The following is a 17,587-nucleotide window of genomic DNA, read 5'->3' as shown; positions in this document are numbered from 1 at the left end:
TGACTTAGCAATTGGCTTTGGGCCTGGTTTAAGAGTCATAACATTTCTCCTTGATGTTAATATTTATTTTGGTTGTTGCAGGATCAGCTTATTGGTTCTGATGAATGCTTTCAATGGACATAAGACGCTTAATTTTAGCTATGTGACAAATTGAATTAGCTTTGGCAGCATATACTTGTTATCTAAAGATAGACCAGTTTGTTGATTTACGCCCATTGGTGCGACGTTGCAGGTAGCACAGCACGCCCAGAGTCATTCGAGCATCGCCTCGGGCGCGGTGGGCGCCGACCTCCGGCCTCGCATTCGCTGGTGGCCTTGATCAGCATGATCCAGCGCCATTGCAAGCCCTGGCGCCCTTCTACCCATTCACCATTCCATGAGGCATACAGCGGCATTGCGCAGGCGGTAGTCAGCTGGGGGGTGGTTAGTCCGTGGCGCCGGCGGGTCAGCGACAATAGGCGCCGATCTAAGGAGACGCTGTAAGCCACGACCATTCATCCCGCGGCGATAGCCGCATATTGCTCCGCCACCTCTGGCCCGGTCAATGCGGAGGCCATCATGTCGTCGGTGATACCTATGAGTCCATGTGAAATCGTGCACGGTCTGAGACAACCAGATCAAGGCCTCCTGACATGAGTATCGGCAGGCCCACCTGATGTTCACGGAAAGTCATATTAGTTAAAAGGACTATAGTGGTGTGAGGGAAAATGGGGTCAGGTATGTACTCGTCCACTGCGAAATTTCGCTGTCAAGCCGCTAGCACCCCGAGATTTAAGGACTGCTTCTGGCGAAAGAAGACTGCTGTGTTGGGCGGGCAGGAGATATCGTGGTTCGAAGGTGCAATTTGAGTGGCCGATTAAGTACCTGCTGTCCCCAACAGTCCTAGCCGCTTTGCTTCCAGATGTGACATGTATTTCATGGGCTGAAATTCAACCGAGAAGTTAGACTTGCTACGAGAACCTTGCCAGAGCTGGACGTGTTCATTTTGTCCTGCGAGAACTAACGCGATGATCTCAATCGCAGTGAGGGACATGTCTGGGCCGAAGTAGATGCCGGTAAGTGCTTCGGAAGGATACCGATAGGCCGTGCCGGCTTGGCTATGAATAGCACGCCACTCGTGCTCGTAAGCCCAATCAATCGCTTTGGTACAATATAGATCGGACACAGGATCGGAGTCTTCACCGCACAGGATCGGAACGATGTCGAGAATAGGCATGTCTTGTGTGTAGCGGACCTTCTTAATCTTGTGAAATGGATCGGCCAAGGTTGAAAACTGCAGGCAGAACCCTTTGCAATGATCCCCGTAGTGGGACCACATCAACAAGTTGTCCTTCTTCTCTGAAAAGCAGCTGACCCCACGTTGTGACAGAAACCTTTTGATCATGTCATCTAAGGTTTTTTGACCTGTGCGAAGGAGCATATTCCGAAGCACAGCAGGAGATGCCTTCTCGAACTCTCGCCGAATCCCATTTTCGGTTTCGGGCTTCGCTAAGTAATGGCTTCGCAATTTCTCAACATCGGCGTCAGTTGGCTCCTTGATGCGCGGTGAAAGCGCGCAGTCGTAAGGGTCATTGAAAGCGAGCGGGGAACCGAAATAGATTATTTGGTCCTTCAGGTTCTGAAGCGACTGTGCGGTAAAACGCTCGTATTTGTAGAGGTGCAGCGGCAATGACATGGGTTTAACTTCCTGGATAAAAACCTGACGCTACTATTTCGCCATCAGCATGTCCACTGTCCGTTGCTGGCCGGTTTCTGCCCGTCGCTACCCTCGGCGGCGGGGAGCTGGCGGTCAGTTAAGTATCGAGACTTTGGATGGAGCGTCAGTGTTAAATCCAGCCTGCGATATGATTAGCGTAACTGAGGTTTAAGGCCTCAATCGACACGAACTGGTCGGTCGGGTGACCCGCGATAACAGAAAGCGATTTAGTGCCAAATTAGAGGGGCCGCTTACATCGACTTGACCGATACAACTTCCACAAACCTGAATTTTTTTCTGGCCGTCTTTGTAGCTTCTTGCTCCGCAACTATTGAGCTCAGCGTATCGGCCTCATGTACCATCTCGTGCATTTTGCCTTCAAATTCATTTCCCACCCGCAACGTGACTCTCAGCCTGGGCGTGAAGCCTTTTGAGACTTTCTTTTTCTTCGCTGCGTTTACCGGTTGTACCATTACGACATCCGAGACGGTGTCTTGCACGTGTGTGTTAAATGCTGGCGCAGGGGACTGAGAATCACCGAATAGCGCCCGGCGCATCTCTTCTTCCGTCAATTCTGTATTCATAACATTTCTCAGAAGGGCGTTATGTACAACCATGCCGATTCTATCCGCGTGGTCGGACTCTGCATTATTCGTCGCTAGGTCAGACCTGAAGCGGTGGAGGGCCACCAGTCACCGTCGAGCGTCATCATCTGGCTGGCAGCTTCATTCGATGTATAGCTTATTGATACTGCATGCTTGTGTTGTCACTGCTTCACATTTACGCTTTGTCCCGTCACGGTCAATCCCGTGGCCGGGTGTCAGAACCTGAATTGTTCGAGGCGCATAGCGCCATAGCCAGCTATTAAGTGCTTACATAGGCTTAGCTGCTGCTTTTCTATGGCGGTCCGTGCGGGGCAGGCTTCGGCCTGGCCGGTTCCCTCGGACGCCGGTTTCTGACCCCCGTACGGTCCGCCACCCATTTTGTGTCAGAACGGCTGGGTGGACGGCTCCTTAACTGTCCGAGGAGATAAGGAAAATGACCTGTCCCCCTTTTAAGCTCGTGCGCCACCCTGGCCAAACGATTCAAGCTGCACAATATCTCGGAGGATTCCGCGATGTTTGATCTTTCGCTTCTCATTGGCCTACCCAAACCCAACAGCATCGATACTTCATCGCTTACCCCTGAAGATGCAGCGATTAAACTACGGCAGGCTGCAATACTTCGGCTTAATGGAGCACAGAGCGTCCTGCTTCATTTTCCACAGGATGTTGAGCTGGCGGTAGAGCTGTTGGATGACGCGGCTGTATTGTTCGACAAGGCGTTTCGATGTTTGTCCGGTATCCCAGCTCAGCGCGTTCATCAACAGGTTGGTGAGTACGTCTCTGTCCCTTCAGCTGAAGGCTGTCCTGGTCTTCGAACACCATGGGGCAATGAATTCCGCCCGATGATTGAGGACGGCGTTCGGTGCGCTGAGACCTGGCTCGATGGTTCATCATTGCCGCTGTGGTGGGCACTGGCGCAAAACCGAAAGCATCATCGTCCAGGTGATCCCCAAGAAGCATTTGAAGCAGGTTTTCTGCTGCGATTGCAGCAAACGCTGATCATGCGACGTGATGCAGTCACTTCCCAGTCAACCAGCATCGATGCCTGAGTTTGTAATTGACGTTTGAGACTTTGCTTTTCCCGCCAAACCCTCCGATTAAGCGATCTTTGATCGCGCCGATCGGAGGGTTCACTCGCTTTTCCTTGCAGCCACCGCGTTCCCCTCTTTCATTTCAAATTTGATCAGCGCCAGCCTTCTTTTACCCGTCAGTAATTGCTCGTGATCTGTATCGGGCGCAGGGCCATTTCAGTGTCAAAGCGGATCCTTTCGTTGGGCATGGATATAGGTATGGCGACAGCGGCGACAGTGGCGACAACTCGCGTATAACGTGGTCTGGAGCATGGCGACAGAAGTGGCGACAGTCGCCACTTTCTCAGCGCATTGGCGGTGCCGCTTGACCGCATTTTCGAGTGGGTATAACAATTGGCGCACGGATCGCTGTCGTTGACAGCACCTGCCCAGGTAGCCAGAACCTTTAAGGCTACGCCACTCGCGTGGTGGTTCTTCCCCAAGTGCGATTAGCGTCCGGCGGCTCGCACGGTCACTCCCAAGAGTGATGGATGCCTACTCGACCAATCTGCCTACTGCGGCAGACGATGGACCTTCCTCGCTGCACTGCAGCAACCTCACCTCTCGGCACACTTCGCTGCGCCAATCCGCGCCCGTCTCTTTCTTCTGGAAAGAGACGGGCGCTCGTACCACTGCTGCAAGCCACGTCGTACAAGGCATTGCCGCAACTCTCCTCGTGACAATCGGCCTGACAAATCCGATTCGTCGCCATCCGCAACGACACAGGCACCGGTGCCGCAGCCCATGGAAAGGCTGCACCTGACTGACAGTCAGGCATGCCCCAGGCGTCGATGTTGTTGCCTTCTCCCACTCAGGATCTCCAGGTGCCGAACTCGTCAGTCGGCACAGCCCGCCCGCCCGCATTTTCGGATGCGCTAAGAAGGCCAGATTCATGGGTTCATGCCCTCGCTCCCGGTCGTAAGGAGCCGCACGTTCCGCGTCAGTGAACACCTCACAGGCCGCAGGGGCCTTGATCCCTGATAACACTCAACAGCTGTGGCGGGCGTACGTGAGGACAGCCAGCAATCACTGAGGAGAGGGCCATGCAGCAGTTAGATCCGAAGCTTGAACTCCCACGATCCCCTCGATCGTTAATCGAGTCGAATCCCGTGGCTGAACCTTATCCGGTGCAGGCACTTGGTGGAATTCTTGGGCCTGCAGTTGAGCGCATGGCCGAGGTCATCGGCGTGCCTCAAGCACTGGCAGCACAATCGGTCTTGGCTGCCTCGGCACTGGCCACCCAAGGTCATGCGGGCTTACTCCTCGACGGTCGAAGCTATCCACTGTCGCTGTACCTAATTACAGTCGCCGCGTCAGGTGATCGCAAGACGGCGGCAGACCGATTTGCATTGCTGCCCGCACGGCAATGGGAGCGTGAACAGTGGCAGCGCTACCGCGAACAGCTCGTCCGGTATCGCGCCGCACAGCGACAGGCGCAGCATATCAACCCCGCCGATCCCGACTCCGCAAACTGCCTGCCGCTCGAAGCGGAGCCCTCGGCACCCCGGCTGATCACCACAGACCCGACTATCGAGGCCCTGATCAAAGGGCTCTGTCATGACTTGCCTAGCATGGGCCTGTTCTGTGACGAAGGCGGACAGTTCCTCGGCAGCAGCACCATGAGTAGGGATAACCGTTTGAAAGCGGTCACGACCTTGTCGTCACTCTGGGACGGTAGCCCGATTGATCGCGCTCGCTCCATGGTAGGCGAAAGCCTTAGGGCTTATGACCGACGCTTGAGCCTGCACCTCATGCTGCAACCGTACTTGGCCTTGCAGTTACTCAGTGACCCGTTGCTGCAGGGGCAAGGCATCCTCGGTCGTTGCTTGATGACCTGGCCCACCAGCCTGGCCGGACAACGGAGTTATCAGGCTGTCGACTTGTCCAAAGACGCCGCCCTGAAGCGATATCACCGCCGCCTTTCGGCCCTGTTTTGTCAGCCCTGGTCGCTTTCCGCTGATGGTGCCTTGCAGCTATCACCGCTTAGCCTCAGTCCGTTGGCCCGCCGTCGCTGGATTGATCTACATGATGCTATCGAAGCCCAGTTGGGTGAATTTGGTGAGCTGGCCAGCGTACGGCCTAGCGGATCGAAGGCCGCCGATAACCTGCTGCGCATCGCCGGTATCCTGGCAGTCGTAGAGGACAGCGGCGTGGTAGAGGTCGACCATATCCAACGGGCCTCCGCCTTAATCGGTTACTACCTCACGGAGATCCAGCGCCTGACCGAACATGAGCCGGTGGGCCGGGTAAAGGAGGAGGCGGACCGGCTACTGCGCTGGCTGCAGGTCAAGGATTGGAAGCGCTTCAGTATTCGGGAGCTGAACCGCAACGGTCCCCGCTTTGCCCGTAAGAGCAGTCGTCACGCCGCCAAGCTGCTGGTCGAGTTGATTGATCATCACTGGCTGATCACCGACGGCCACACTTTCGAGGTGCGCCATGTTCAATCTTGATGAAGCGCTACGTAACCATCTGGCTCTGCGCAAAAAGGAGCCAAAAACTCGGTTTGTCGCCGCTACTGTCGCCACTTTGTCGCCACGCTCAAAGCCAGGCAAACCACGGGTTGTCGCCGGTGTCGCCGATGTCGCCACTACCCATAAAACTATCACCTCGACGACAGCCATCATTCAATGGTTGAAAGAGGAGGAGGCGCATCTCTACGTCGCCGACAACACGCTGTGTTTTCGCCCGACTGATTGGGCCCAGTTCGCCATCGTAAGTGCGAACTGGCGAGCCCTTTTGCATGATCTAGTTACAGTCGATCAGGAGCAGAGAAATGGCTCGGGTCGGTAATCGATCTGGGCGTAATTTCGGCTTCGGTCGCCAGCTCAGCTATGCCGGACCGCAAGCCCTGAAAGATCTGTTTGGCGATGGCCATTTTGGTACCGTCAAAGCCCATAGCGATCGCTGGCAGGCATTCGTGCAATGGTGTCGATCCGAGGAGGGACCGGGACTCAACGACGCGCGACAGATCGACCGTGAGATCCTCATGCGGTATGCCTTCCATATGCGCGAGCAAGTTGAGCAGGGCAACGTCGGCATCGCCACCGCGCAGAACCGCCTGTCCAGTGTTAACCGAACGCTGGCCGCGCTGCGCGGTGATCAGTACGTCAAAATCCCCAGTCCGAGCAAGGCGCTGGGCTTGCAGCGCTCAAGCGTTCGTAGTGAGGCACCGCAAGGCCAAGACCGTGTGCAGGTCAGGCTGATTGCGCAAGCGCTGTCAGATCGTCAGCAGGAGAGGGTGAGTGCCATTGTGCTCCTTGCTCGGGAGACCGGTATGCGCCTGCGTGAAGCGATCTTGGCCGACCTGCCGCGCCTGCAACGAGAGGCTCAGCGACTGGGAAAGATCAATATCCAAGATGGCACCAAAGGTGGTCGATCAGGGGCATTGGCGCCGCGCTGGATTACGGTCACGGTTCAAGTTCGAGAGGCCCTGGATAGAGCCAGCGATGCGTCGCCCAGTGGGAGTCGGAATTTGTTGGCGCCCGACGAAAGTTACAAAGACTTCGTACAGACAGTTGTGCGGTCGGCACGGGATATCCTGCATGAGCATGGGTTGAAAGGCTTTCATGAGCTGCGAGCGGCTTACGCCTGCGAGCGCTATGAGCAACTGACCGGCTTCTCTGCACCCGTCAATGGCGGTCGTGGCCATCGAGAAGATCGAGAGCTTGATCAGCGTGCACGACAGCAGATCAGCCATGAGTTGGGACATAACCGCATCGATGTGATGAGTGCCTACATCGGAGGTCGGTGATGAAGTTTGAATTCGACATGGCGCTGTTTCTGAGTCCCGTGCTCAAAGGTGCGCATGCCACGCGGCAGCGGCACATTAGACAAGCAGAAAGGATGCACGAGGTGATTCGTGAGCGCTGGGGTTGCGCGACTCCCTGGTCCTGGAGAGAAAAGCACGTGAGATGGTTTCTGGAGCACTATCTGCGATGCTCAGCTCCAGCTACCGTCTACTACTACGAATTAACAGCAGGGATGATCCGCCGGAGAAAAGCGAAATTCGGGGTTGTCTGATAGATTTTTTAAGCGTGAGCCCCTGAGTATGGGAATGCGGAGCCTTCCCATACTCAGGGGCTTGGCTGAAGAGGCGCAGGCATACCAGAGATTTAGCGACAGTTGTCACTCCTGTCGCGCTGCTGCACGACATGGATTTTCGCCAGCGTCGCGTACCTTTGGATGCTCAGCGAATCGGTACGACGTTGCGGTCCCTGGTTTGATTGATGGCCGATGCCGACAGGCTGCCGATGGCCGCCTTCTGGATATGTTCACTCCACCAAGCCATCATCGGACGCCGGCGTTCGATGTAATCCGTCCGGTTGTAGGCGCTACGAACTTCGTCCTTGTCGACATGCGCCAGTGCGACCTCAATCAGTTCCGGATCCCAGCCATGCTCATTCAGAATGGTGCTCGCCATCGAGCGCAAGCCGTGGCTGACTAGACGGTCCTGAAAGCCCATGCGCTTCAACGCCATGTTGGCGGTCTGGCTATTGGCATGGGTGCGGGGATTTCTATCTGAGGGGAACACGTACTCTCTGTTACCGCTGAGTTGCTTGAGCGTCTCCAGTAACGCAAGTGCCTGATCGGTAAGAGGGATTGTGTGCGGCCGACGCTTTTTCATGCGCTCTGGCGGAATGGTCCAAATGCGCTTGTTGAAGTCGATATCTGCCCATCGTGTGGTAGCTGCTTCGGCAGGGCGGGTCATCGTGTGCAGTTGCCATTCGATCAGGCAGCGGGTCGTGCGCTTGATGCTGGCGTTCGCGATTTCCATCATGAGCTCGGGAAGTTCCTCAGGTGGTAGCGCAGCCATGTTCTCTTTCTTGGGTTTCTTGAACACCGCCCGAATGCCATTGAGAGGGTTCGCAAATATCAGCCCGGAGTTGACCCCGTAAGTCATGATCTCGTTGAGTCGTTGGCTCAATCGTTTCACGGTTTCGAGGCTCCCTTTGGCCTCGATTGGGCGAAGGATCTTGATGACCATTGGAGCAGTGATCTGCGAGAGCGGTGTTGTTTTCATGCTTGGGAGAACATGAAGCGTCAGTGATCGCCAGATGTCTTCGCCGTAGGCCTTGGTAACCGAGTCTTTCTTCAACTCGAACCAGGCCGTGGCCACCTTCTCGAAGGTGTGCTCAGTTTCAGCGAGCTTGGCATGCCGTACCTCATCACGTTGGGCTTTGGGATCAATACCCAGGGCGAGCAGCTCACGCGCCTCGACGGCTTTCTTTCGGGCATTGGCCAGCGAGAGGTCGGGGTACGGACCGAGGGCCATGTTGATACGGCTTCTGGTCAACGGCTCGCGATAATTGAAATTCCACATCATCGAGCCGCTGGCGCGCACTCGAAGCTGCAAGCCATCGCCGTCGCTAAGGACGAAGTCTTTACCAGTTGCCTTGACTGCCTTGAGCTGGCGATCGGAGAGGCGGGTTGCGTTAGTAGGCATGGGACTACCTCCAGCACCGTTTTGGTATCCTGAAAATAGCACCAGGTAGCGTGGGATACCACCCGGGATACCAAACCGCCTGGAACTCAGAGAACCTCCAAAGCCCCCAAAAGCCCTGAAAACCCCGTATTCATTGGATTTCAGGCACAAAAAAAGACGTCCGTGGACGTCTTTAGATGATGAAGTGGTGGAGCCGGGGGGATTTGAACCCCCGTCCGCCAGTACTCTGCTGTCGGTACTACATGCGTAGCCGTGTCTATTAAGTTAACCCTCAGCGACCCGACGGGCAGGGTGCTTTGGGCGAGTTGTGTAAGTTTTAGCCGCTTCGTCCACAACGTACTGCACGGCGATTCTGTTCTATATGACAATCACTTTGGGTTTACAGACATCCCCTAATGATTGCTGGACCCGAAGGTACCAGAAGCTCAGGCGTTAAGGCTGCTTACGCAGCGATAGCGTAGTCCTGGCCGTAGTTTTCGTCATTGGCAACTATAGAAGTTGCAACAGTGGATTTACGAGTTCTGTTACCAACTCGGCATGCACCTAAAGTTTCGCAACCGGCGTCGAATCCTAAACGGCCCCGAGCCTGACGCTTCGTGGATCTGCTGAAGCGGCAAGCATCTGCAGTGTACGCCAATCCGCGTCTGAGGCCAACCCGAAGGTTGGCCCAGCGGTCAGGAGCTTTTACCGTCTGTGCTGACCTTTTGGATCTCCTGGATGGTCTGGGTGGTTTCGGAGATGCATTTCTCGGTGCCTTCCTTGGTGTTCAGGGCTTGATGGGCCTTGGCTTGCTGGACGCTGGCCTCGACTTTAGCCTCGATATCCGAGCCCTGATACTGGCTCTTCGCGTTCTCGATGGCTTTCAGGTTGGTATCACAGAGATCGGCGGCAAACGAAGACGACGCTAGCATGGAGGCAGTGACGAACAGACCTAGCAGTACAGAGCGTTTCATGTGTCTCTCCTTGAACTGAGGGACCAGGCATCGCTGGCCATCAGGACGGCTACCAGTTTTTGGAAGGTCCCGCGTTTGCGGGACTTGATCAGTGGACTGTGCCCGTGCGCCAGGGTTCTATTTTTCTTCAGGTCGCCCTGGCCTGGGTGACCCGATCGATGAGGTAGACCAGCCCGTGGTAGTCGATTGCGCCGTGCTGCGTAAGGCCAATCTCACAGGTGCGGCTGGTGGAAATCCCTTCGCTGCAATGCTGTACCGCGTCCTTCAGTGAGCGCAGCGAGTGGGCGTTCAGCTCTGGTGTGGAGAAACCCTTGTCGCCGGCGAAACCGCAACAATGGATGCCTTCCGGGATGACCACGTTTTTACTGCACTTGCGCGCCAGGTCGATCAGTGCCTGGCTTTCGCCAAGGTGCTGGGTGCTGCACGTGACGTGCACCGCAATGGGCGCCTCTTGGGGAGTGAAGTCGAGACGATCCATCAGATGGGTGCGGATGAAGCGCACTGGGTCATACAGGTCCAGGCGCACCTCACCGAGGTCCTGGACCAGGCGCAATGTGCAGGGGCTGGTGTCGCAATAGATCGGATCGAGTCCGCCGCGGCTGGCGTGCAGCAGTGCGCCGATCAGTTCCTGGCGTTTGTGCTCGGCTTGTTCGGCGTAGCCTTTGGACGCGAAAGGTTGGCCGCAGCAAAGGCTGTCCACATTGTCGGGAAAGACGACTTGGTAGCCGGCTTTTTCCAGCAGCCGTTGGGTCTTTTCATACAGTGACATCTGCTCTTTATCCTCGGCCGCCGGGCCCATGACCCGCGATACGCAAGCCGCCAGGTACACCACGCGCGGGCGTTCATCCGACACGGTGGGGCTGAAACGGATGGCCTTTTCCGGCTGGGGCATGGCGTTGGTCCACTGTGGGACCTGGCCTTTGGACAGCCGCGTCAACGAAGCCGACAGTTTCGCCAGGCGGGGGGCGCCTAGCAGCATCCGCGCACCATTGGCCACGTGCAGGGCGAAGCGTGCGCCTTGCAATGTGGTGGCGAAATTTCCTTCAATCCAGTTGGCGGTTTTCGTCTTCGTCGCGTCACGGCTGCGCAGTTTTTTCACCAGCTCGCCGGTATTGATGCCTACCGGGCAACGTTGCGCGCACAGGCCCGTCGCGGCGCAGGTGTCGATGCCTTGGTATTGATAGGCCTGTTCCAGTTCGGTGGTGTCCGTACCGGCGCGTTTCTTCGCCTGGATGTCCCGCCAGATCACGATGCGCTGGCGCGGGCTCAAGGTCAGGTCCTTGGACGGACACACGGGTTCGCAGAAACCACACTCGATGCACTTGTCCACGATCTCATCGGCGGCTGGCAGCGGCTTGAGGTGCTTGAGGTGGATCTGCGGATCCTCGCTGAGCACCACGTCCGGGTTGAGGATGCCGTTGGGATCGAGCAGGCGTTTGAGCTGCCACATCAGTTGATAGGCATCGCTGCCCCATTCCAGCTCGACGAACGGCGCCATGTTGCGCCCGGTGCCGTGCTCGGCTTTTAGCGAGCCGCCGAATTCCACCGCCACCAACTGCGCCACGTCATCCATGAACGCCTGGTAGCGTGCGACTTCTTCAGGGTTGTTGAAGCCTTGGGTGAAGACGAAGTGCAGATTACCTTCCAGCGCGTGTCCGAAAAGGATCGCTTCGTCGTAGTGATGTTTGTCGAACAGCTCGATCAGGCGGTTTACGCCAATGGCGAGTTGTTCCACCGGAAAGGTCACGTCTTCGATGATCACCGTGGTTCCGGTTTTACGGACCGCGCCCACCGCTGGAAAGGTGTCTTTGCGGATGGCCCAGAGCCGGGCGTTTTCCCGTGGGTCTTCGGTGAAGTCGACCTGTTTTTCCACCGGGAAGCCGGCCAGTGAAGCCATGATCCGGACCAGTTGTTCTTGCAGTAAAGACGAGGAAGCGGCGCGGGATTCGATGAGCAAGGCGCAGGCATTGATCGACAGATGCTGTACGAAATCCGGCATGCCCGGTTTGTCCTGCACCGAGCGCAGGCTGCGGCGGTCCAGCAGTTCCACGGCCGAGACTGGCTGGCTTTTCAGCACGGTGACGGCGTTGCAGCAGGTTTCCACGTCCGGGAATACGATCAGCGCCGAAGCTTTGTTCGGATGGTCGATAACGGTGTTGTAGGTCACCGCGCTGATGAAGCCGAGGGTGCCTTCGGAGCCGACCAGCAGGTGGCTCAAGATATCCACAGGCTCGTCGAAATCCACCAGGGCATTGAGTGACAGGCCGGTGGTATTTTTCAGACGATATTTATGTCGAATTCGCGCAGCCAGTTCAGTGTTGGCGCGGGTTTCGCGACCGAGGGTGGCGAGGCGTTCCAGCAGTTCGCCATGGCTTGTACGAAAAGCCGCCACGCTGTTGTCGTCTTCGGTGTCCAGGCGCGTGCCATCGGCCAGTACCAGGCGGATACCGGCCAAGGTGTGATAGGTGTTCTGCGCCGTACCGCAGCACATGCCGCTGGCGTTGTTGGCGACGATGCCGCCGATCTTGCAGGCGTTGATCGACGCCGGATCTGGGCCGATCTTGCGTCCGAACGGGGCCAGCCAGGCGTTGGCCTGGGCGCCGATCACGCCGGGCTGCAAGCGAATCTGCGTGCCTTGCGCGCGGATCTCGCGACCGTTCCAGTTATCCCCGAGCACAATCAGCACCGAGTCGCTGATGGCTTGCCCGGACAGGCTGGTGCCGGCGGCGCGGAAGGTGACGGGCACCTGGTCGCGCTGGGCCAGTTTCAGCAAGGCAATCACTTCATCTTCGGATTCGACGCGTACCACCAGTTTCGGAATCAGCCGATAGAAACTGGCGTCAGTGCCGAAGGCCAAAGTCGACAGCGGATCGTCGAAACGGCGTTTCTGCGGGATCAGTTGTTGAACGTCGTGTAGGAAAGAGGCCGGAAGGGTCATTGGTCCTCCAGAATCAAAACCACCAGATCCTTCGGGCCATGGGCGCCGTAGGCCAGGACTTGCTCGATGTCGGCGGTTTTCGACGGACCCGATACCAGCAGGGCGTTGGTGGGCATGCCTTGGGCCCACTCGAATTCCTGCTGCACTTCATAGAAGTTGTCACGGATCTCGCTGGCCTTGAGCAGGGCGAAATGCACCGGTGGCACCAGGCTCATCAGCCGCGGTTCTTCCCGGGTTGGCCAGAGAATCAGGCTGCCGGTGGCGGCGATGGCGCCAAGGGTGCCGGTGAGGCTGGCGGGAGTGTCGTTGAACAACTCGGCTTTCCACTCTTCTATCGGGCGGTCGTAGGCCTTGAGGGTTGGCAGGTCCGGATTGTTCGCCCAGAACTGTGTGATTTTTTGCCCGTGTGCGGTGGTCGGGGCGATGAGCAGACTCGGCAATTGACGGTCGCGCAGCAATTGCGCGAGCAGGGTCGGCCAGCCTTCGTCGGACGTCAGGTGGATTTCGGTGTGCACCGCTTCCATCAGCTTGCGCAACTGCGGAATGCGCTCCTCCGGTGCGTAGCGGTAGGTTTGCGTCACTAGTTCGACATCGAAATTGTCGGCAACGGGTGTGGCGCCCGTCAGGCTTTTGCGCAGCTTGGCGAGGATATTTTCCTTGGCGCTCATCGGCGGTCTCCCTGCTGGTTCAGGTGGTCGCGGGCCAGGTCATGCAATGAGCGGGCGGCGGGTTTGGGGGCGCTGTGGTTCTGGGTCCAGGGGCCGACGTTGTTGGGCGTCAGGGCGCGCAGGCGCGTGGCGAGGAAGCCGAACAGCCGATACAGCCGTGGCGAACTGTTGAGCCGAGCCCAGGCATTCCAGATGAAGCGTTCCTTGGGCGAGTATTTGCTGCCCTGGCCGCGCATCACCTGATGGGGGCTGTCCGGCGCTTTGACGTTTTCTTCCCGCAACCGCCGCAGCAAAGCCGGGATCGGAATTTTCACCGGACACACTTCACCGCAGGCACCGCACAGCGAAGACGCGCTCGGATGATCCGGCACCTTGGCCAGGCCGACCATGTGCGGCGTGATGATTTTTCCGATAGGTCCCGGGTAAACCTCGCCGTAGGCATGGCCGCCGATTCGGGTATAGACCGGGCAATGATTCATACAGGCGCCGCAGCGGATGCAGTTCAGGGTCTGGCGCAGTTCACTGTCGGCAAACGCCTGGCTGCGGCCGTTGTCCAGTAGCACCAGGTGGACTTCCTGGGGGCCGTCCAGTTCATCGGCCTTGCGCGGGCCGGAGATCATGTTGACGTAGGTGGTGATGGGCTGGCCGAGGGCCGAGCGGGTCAGCAGTGAGAGCAGTGGCACGACATCGCGCAGGTTCTCCACCACTTTTTCGATGCCGGTCACAGCGATGTGCACGGGGGGGCACGGTGGTGGACATGCGTCCGTTGCCTTCGTTTTCCACCAACAGCAGCGTGCCGGTTTCGGCGACGGCGAAGTTGACGCCGGAGACGCCGATATCGGCCTCGAAGAATTTCTGCCGCAATACCTTGCGACCGATCTGAATGAGTTGGTCAACGTCCTTGGTGTACTCCACGCCGAGTTTGTCGTGGAACAAGGACGCGACCTGACCGGCATTCTTGTGGATCGCCGGCATAATGATGTGTGAAGGCTTCTCGTGGTCGAGCTGGACGATGTATTCCCCCCATGTCGGATTCGAGACATTCAATGTCCCGAGCCTCGAGGAAATGGTTCATCTCCATCTCTTCGCTGACCATCGATTTGCCCTTGATCACTTGCCGCGCCTCGTGAGCGCGGATGATCGAGAGGACGATGCCATTGGCTTCGTCCACCGTCTCCGCCCAGTGCACGTTCACACCGTTGCGGGTCAGGTTGGTTTCCAGTTGCTCGAGCAGGTCGGGCAGCTTGGATAACGCACGGGCGCGGACGGCATTGCCGAGCACTCGCAGGTGTTCTCTTTCGTGGGCATCGCTGAAAGACGTTGCCCGTTTGGTCATCAGTGAATCCATCGCGCTGCGAAAGTTGTTTCGCAGTTGCGTGTCGTCCAAAGCCTTGTGGGCCCGGGCGCGAAAATCTTCCTGCACCTCTACAGTCGGGATCAGCGTTGGCGTGCTCATGCAACACCTCCGCTACGCTGCCAGAGAAAGCTCGCCAGATGCTGGCCGCGTAACGCTTCCTGCTGTTTTTCCAGTGCGCCGTTGATGTTCATCAGGCAGCCACAATCGGCACTGATGACCTTGTGCGCGCCGGATTCCTTCAGCGCTCGGGTCTTGTCGGCCACCATCGCGCCGGAAATATCCGGCATGCGAACGCTGAACGTCCCACCAAAGCCACAGCATTCACTTTCGTGGCTGTGTTCAACTCGCTCCACATTGCGCAGCTGCGCCAACAACGCACGGCCATGCAGATGGGTGTTCATTTCACGCCGTGCCGAGCAGGACGTGTGCAGCGCGACTTTCACGGGTTCGCCGCTATCGTTCAACTGCACCTTGCAGACGAACAGCAGGAATTCAGCCAGTTCATAGGTCCGGGCCGCCAGGGCCTGAACCTGTTTGAGCGTGTCGGGCTCATCCTTGAACAGATCGGCGTAATGCTCGCGCAGCATGCCGGCGCAGGAGCCCGAGGGCACGACCACCGGATAATCTTCGGCAAACAGGGCCAACTGCGCCCGTGCCACCGTCCGCGCCTGCTCGGTGTAGCCCGAGGTGTAGGCCGGTTGGCCGCAGCAGCTTTGCCCTTGCGGGTAGTCCACCCGGATTCCTTCGCGCTCCAGCAGATGAATCGCATCCATCCCGGCTTCGGGATAGAACAGGTCGACCACGCAAGTGCCGAACAGGTAGACCCTTTGCGGTTTTTCGCTGGGGTACTGCCGAGGCTCGGGCAGTGGCGGGGCGACACGGGTCGCGTTCGGCACGGCGTTATAAAAAAGCTCGCTCATCAGGCGTGTCTCCGGGTGGTCCCGGTTATCCGTCCGCTGAGGCTGCTGAATATAGACAGGAAATCTTTCAGCAGCCTTGCAGACCCGGTGGTGAATAGCAGACGCCGAATCACGGTTCGGCGTCGGTTTTTTCAGTGTTGCGTGTAGGACTTAATGAACCAGCATGCCGGTAAACCAGTAGGCCTGGGCCAACGTGATCAGGCCGACAATCGTTGCAAAGAATAGGCTGTGTTTGAGGGTGAAACGGAACAGATCCGATTCCTTGCCCACCAGCCCGGTCGCCGCGCAGGCCACCGCGATCGATTGTGGCGAAATCATCTTGCCGGTCACGCCGCCGCTGGTATTGGCCGCCACGAGCAAGGTGTCGTTGACGCCGAGCTGGTGCGCGGTGGTGGCTTGCAGCGAGCTGAACAACGCGTTGGACGACGTATCGGAACCGGTCAGGAACACGCCCAACCAACCCAGGAACGGCGAGAAGAACGGGAACGCCGCGCCCGTGCCGGCCAGTACCAGGGCCATGGTCGACGACATGCCCGAGTAGTTGGTGACGAAGGCGAATGCCAGCACCATGCCGATGGACAGGATCGGCCAGCGCAGCTCGAAAAGTGTCTCTTTAAAAGTGGTAAGACCAGTTTTGATATTGATCTTCAGTACCAGCATCGAGATCAATGCGGAGAAGAAAATCGCCGTGCCGGTGGCGGAAATCGGATCGAGCTTGAACACGGCCGGAATGGCAGTGGGGTTGATCACGATGGGCGCGACCTTGATCACCATCTGGTCCAGGTGCGGGATGGCGAAGTTGAACACCCAGCCGTACATCGAACCGCCCGCAGCGAACATTGCCTTGAACGGCTTGAGGGTCCAGATCGTCACCAATACGGTCAGGATCAGGAACGGCGACCAGGCTTTGATGATTTCTCCCAGGCTGTAGGGCGAAGCCACCGTGCTGCGCGGTTGGCCGAAACCGCCGGCGCTGGCGGTGACCGTTGCGCTGGAGGTGGCGCCGGCAATCTGGGCGCCGGCGGTGCGCTTGGGCTGCCAGACTTTCAGGAACAGGGTCAGGGAAATCAGGCTGGCCAGGGCGGAGGTGATGTCCGGCAGTTCCGGGCCGATGAAGTTGGAGGTGAAGTACTGGGTGATGGCGAAGCTCAAGCCGGCCACCAGCGCTGCTGGCCAGGTTTCCCGCACGCCGCGCAGACCGTCCATCATGAACACCAGCCAGAACGGCACGAACAGCGACAGCAGGGGCAGTTGGCGACCGGTCATGGCGCCGATCTTGAAGGCGTCGATCCCGGTAACCTGACCGGCCACGATGATCGGAATGCCCAGCGCGCCGAACGCGACCGGGGCGGTATTGGCGATCAGGCACAGGCCCGCGGCATACAGGGGGTTGAAGCCCAGGCCGACCAGCAGGGCGGCAGTGATCGCCACCGGGGCACCGAAACCGGCGGCCCCTTCGAGGAACGCGCCGAAGCAAAAGCCGATCAGCAGCACTTGCAGGCGTTGGTCATCGGTAATCGACAGCACTGAGCTGCGAATCACCTCGAACTGGCCGCTCTTGACCGTCAGTTTGTAGAGGAATACGGCGGCGACGATGATCCAGGCGATGGGCCACAGACCGTAGGCAAAGCCATAGCCGGCGGCTGCGAAGGCCATGTCGGCGGGCATATTGAACGCGAAAATCGCCACAGCGATCGCCAGGGCCAGGGTAATGCTGCCGGCCACATGTCCCTTGAGGCGAAACACCGCCAGGGCCAGGAAGAAAAATACGATGGGAATGACGGCCGCGAGTGCGGACAAGCCGAGGCTGCCGAGCGGGCTGTAGAGCTGTTGCCAGGTTTGCATCATGGGTGGGCCCCTAATTGTTGTTGGTCAGGCACTGCCAGCGGATTTGGTTAATTGGTAATACCAATTTACAATCGCTGTTGGCTAGGGTA

At 58.0% G+C, this 17,587-nt stretch carries 13 protein-coding genes, 1 other RNA gene and 1 pseudogene; 5 read left to right on the top strand and 10 right to left on the bottom strand.

Annotated elements, in window-relative coordinates; translation table 11 throughout:
- Positions 1-856: 856 nt before the first annotated feature.
- Both TK06_RS16955 and TK06_RS16950 read right to left on the bottom strand, forming a co-directional pair.
- Entirely contained in the window at positions 857-1,675 is an 819-nt protein-coding gene (locus TK06_RS16955) for a DUF2971 domain-containing protein (RefSeq protein ID WP_063323004.1), read from the bottom strand.
- Between the two features lie 272 nt (positions 1,676-1,947).
- Complete coding sequence (locus TK06_RS16950) at positions 1,948-2,280, bottom strand: hypothetical protein (RefSeq protein WP_063325169.1); 333 nt, start codon at positions 2,278-2,280, stop codon at positions 1,948-1,950.
- A 533-nt stretch (positions 2,281-2,813) separates the two neighbouring features.
- On the opposite strand from TK06_RS16950, the gene TK06_RS16945 reads away from it, so the two are divergent.
- The 5 genes from TK06_RS16945 to TK06_RS16925 all read left to right on the top strand — a co-directional run bounded on the left by TK06_RS16945 (position 2,814) and on the right by TK06_RS16925 (position 7,391).
- On the top strand, positions 2,814-3,350 hold the full coding sequence (locus tag TK06_RS16945; RefSeq protein WP_063323003.1) for a LasR-specific antiactivator QslA: 537 nt from the start codon (positions 2,814-2,816) through the stop codon (positions 3,348-3,350).
- A gap of 1,064 nt (positions 3,351-4,414) precedes the next feature.
- On the top strand, positions 4,415-5,821 hold the full coding sequence (locus TK06_RS16940) for a YfjI family protein (RefSeq protein ID WP_063323002.1): 1,407 nt from the start codon (positions 4,415-4,417) through the stop codon (positions 5,819-5,821).
- Entirely contained in the window at positions 5,808-6,161 is a 354-nt protein-coding gene (locus tag TK06_RS16935; RefSeq protein WP_063323001.1) for a hypothetical protein, read from the top strand. The genes TK06_RS16940 and TK06_RS16935 overlap by 14 nt, the downstream gene beginning before the upstream one ends.
- On the top strand, positions 6,145-7,122 hold the full coding sequence (locus TK06_RS16930; protein WP_063323000.1) for an integrase domain-containing protein: 978 nt from the start codon (positions 6,145-6,147) through the stop codon (positions 7,120-7,122). Before TK06_RS16935 ends, TK06_RS16930 begins: the two co-directional genes overlap by 17 nt.
- Positions 7,122-7,391, top strand: a complete 270-nt coding sequence (locus tag TK06_RS16925; RefSeq protein WP_063322999.1) for a hypothetical protein — start codon at positions 7,122-7,124, stop codon at positions 7,389-7,391. Before TK06_RS16930 ends, TK06_RS16925 begins: the two co-directional genes overlap by 1 nt.
- 166 nt (positions 7,392-7,557) lie before the next feature.
- Here the strand turns inward: TK06_RS16925 and TK06_RS16920 are convergent, their stop codons facing one another.
- From TK06_RS16920 to TK06_RS16885, 8 genes and pseudogenes are all read right to left on the bottom strand, one after another.
- A complete protein-coding gene (locus TK06_RS16920; protein ID WP_063322998.1) occupies positions 7,558-8,814 on the bottom strand; it encodes an integrase domain-containing protein in 1,257 nt (418 codons plus the stop codon).
- 185 nt (positions 8,815-8,999) lie between these two features.
- Positions 9,000-9,396, bottom strand: a transfer-messenger RNA (tmRNA) gene (gene ssrA / locus TK06_RS16915).
- 92 nt (positions 9,397-9,488) lie between these two features.
- Entirely contained in the window at positions 9,489-9,767 is a 279-nt protein-coding gene (locus TK06_RS16910; RefSeq protein WP_063322997.1) for a hypothetical protein, read from the bottom strand.
- Between the two features lie 127 nt (positions 9,768-9,894).
- A complete protein-coding gene (locus tag TK06_RS16905) occupies positions 9,895-12,705 on the bottom strand; it encodes an FAD-binding and (Fe-S)-binding domain-containing protein (protein WP_063322996.1) in 2,811 nt (936 codons plus the stop codon).
- On the bottom strand, positions 12,702-13,373 hold the full coding sequence (locus tag TK06_RS16900; RefSeq protein ID WP_063322995.1) for a LutC/YkgG family protein: 672 nt from the start codon (positions 13,371-13,373) through the stop codon (positions 12,702-12,704). The genes TK06_RS16905 and TK06_RS16900 overlap by 4 nt, the downstream gene beginning before the upstream one ends.
- Positions 13,370-14,829, bottom strand: a pseudogene (locus tag TK06_RS16895) (LutB/LldF family L-lactate oxidation iron-sulfur protein). Before TK06_RS16895 ends, TK06_RS16900 begins: the two are co-directional and overlap by 4 nt.
- Positions 14,826-15,650 carry a (Fe-S)-binding protein gene (locus TK06_RS16890; RefSeq protein ID WP_063322994.1) on the bottom strand — a complete coding sequence of 275 codons (825 nt, stop codon included), beginning with the start codon at positions 15,648-15,650 and terminating at the stop codon, positions 14,826-14,828. The pseudogene TK06_RS16895 and the gene TK06_RS16890 overlap by 4 nt, the downstream one beginning before the upstream one ends.
- A 150-nt stretch (positions 15,651-15,800) precedes the next feature.
- Positions 15,801-17,495, bottom strand: a complete 1,695-nt coding sequence (locus tag TK06_RS16885; RefSeq protein ID WP_063325168.1) for a lactate permease LctP family transporter — start codon at positions 17,493-17,495, stop codon at positions 15,801-15,803.
- Positions 17,496-17,587: the final 92 nt, after the last annotated feature.

Source organism: Pseudomonas fluorescens (genome assembly GCF_001623525.1).
GTDB classification, from domain to species: domain Bacteria; phylum Pseudomonadota; class Gammaproteobacteria; order Pseudomonadales; family Pseudomonadaceae; genus Aquipseudomonas; species Aquipseudomonas fluorescens_Q.
This window is presented reverse-complemented; position numbering and strand designations above follow the sequence as displayed.

Bases quoted from the DNA above. Each gene is read 5' to 3' on its own strand.
- TK06_RS16885 (WP_063325168.1), bottom strand. From the start codon at position 17,495: ATGCAAACCTGGCAACAGCTCTACAGCCCGCTCGGCAGCCTCGGCTTG.
- TK06_RS16920 (WP_063322998.1), bottom strand. From the start codon at position 8,814: ATGCCTACTAACGCAACCCGCCTCTCCGATCGCCAGCTCAAGGCAGTC.
- TK06_RS16930 (WP_063323000.1), top strand. From the start codon at position 6,145: ATGGCTCGGGTCGGTAATCGATCTGGGCGTAATTTCGGCTTCGGTCGC.
- TK06_RS16925 (WP_063322999.1), top strand. From the start codon at position 7,122: ATGAAGTTTGAATTCGACATGGCGCTGTTTCTGAGTCCCGTGCTCAAA.
- TK06_RS16890 (WP_063322994.1), bottom strand. From the start codon at position 15,650: ATGAGCGAGCTTTTTTATAACGCCGTGCCGAACGCGACCCGTGTCGCC.
- TK06_RS16910 (WP_063322997.1), bottom strand. From the start codon at position 9,767: ATGAAACGCTCTGTACTGCTAGGTCTGTTCGTCACTGCCTCCATGCTA.
- TK06_RS16940 (WP_063323002.1), top strand. From the start codon at position 4,415: ATGCAGCAGTTAGATCCGAAGCTTGAACTCCCACGATCCCCTCGATCG.
- TK06_RS16905 (WP_063322996.1), bottom strand. From the start codon at position 12,705: ATGACCCTTCCGGCCTCTTTCCTACACGACGTTCAACAACTGATCCCG.
- TK06_RS16945 (WP_063323003.1), top strand. From the start codon at position 2,814: ATGTTTGATCTTTCGCTTCTCATTGGCCTACCCAAACCCAACAGCATC.
- TK06_RS16955 (WP_063323004.1), bottom strand. From the start codon at position 1,675: ATGTCATTGCCGCTGCACCTCTACAAATACGAGCGTTTTACCGCACAG.
- TK06_RS16950 (WP_063325169.1), bottom strand. From the start codon at position 2,280: ATGAATACAGAATTGACGGAAGAAGAGATGCGCCGGGCGCTATTCGGT.
- TK06_RS16935 (WP_063323001.1), top strand. From the start codon at position 5,808: ATGTTCAATCTTGATGAAGCGCTACGTAACCATCTGGCTCTGCGCAAA.
- TK06_RS16900 (WP_063322995.1), bottom strand. From the start codon at position 13,373: ATGAGCGCCAAGGAAAATATCCTCGCCAAGCTGCGCAAAAGCCTGACG.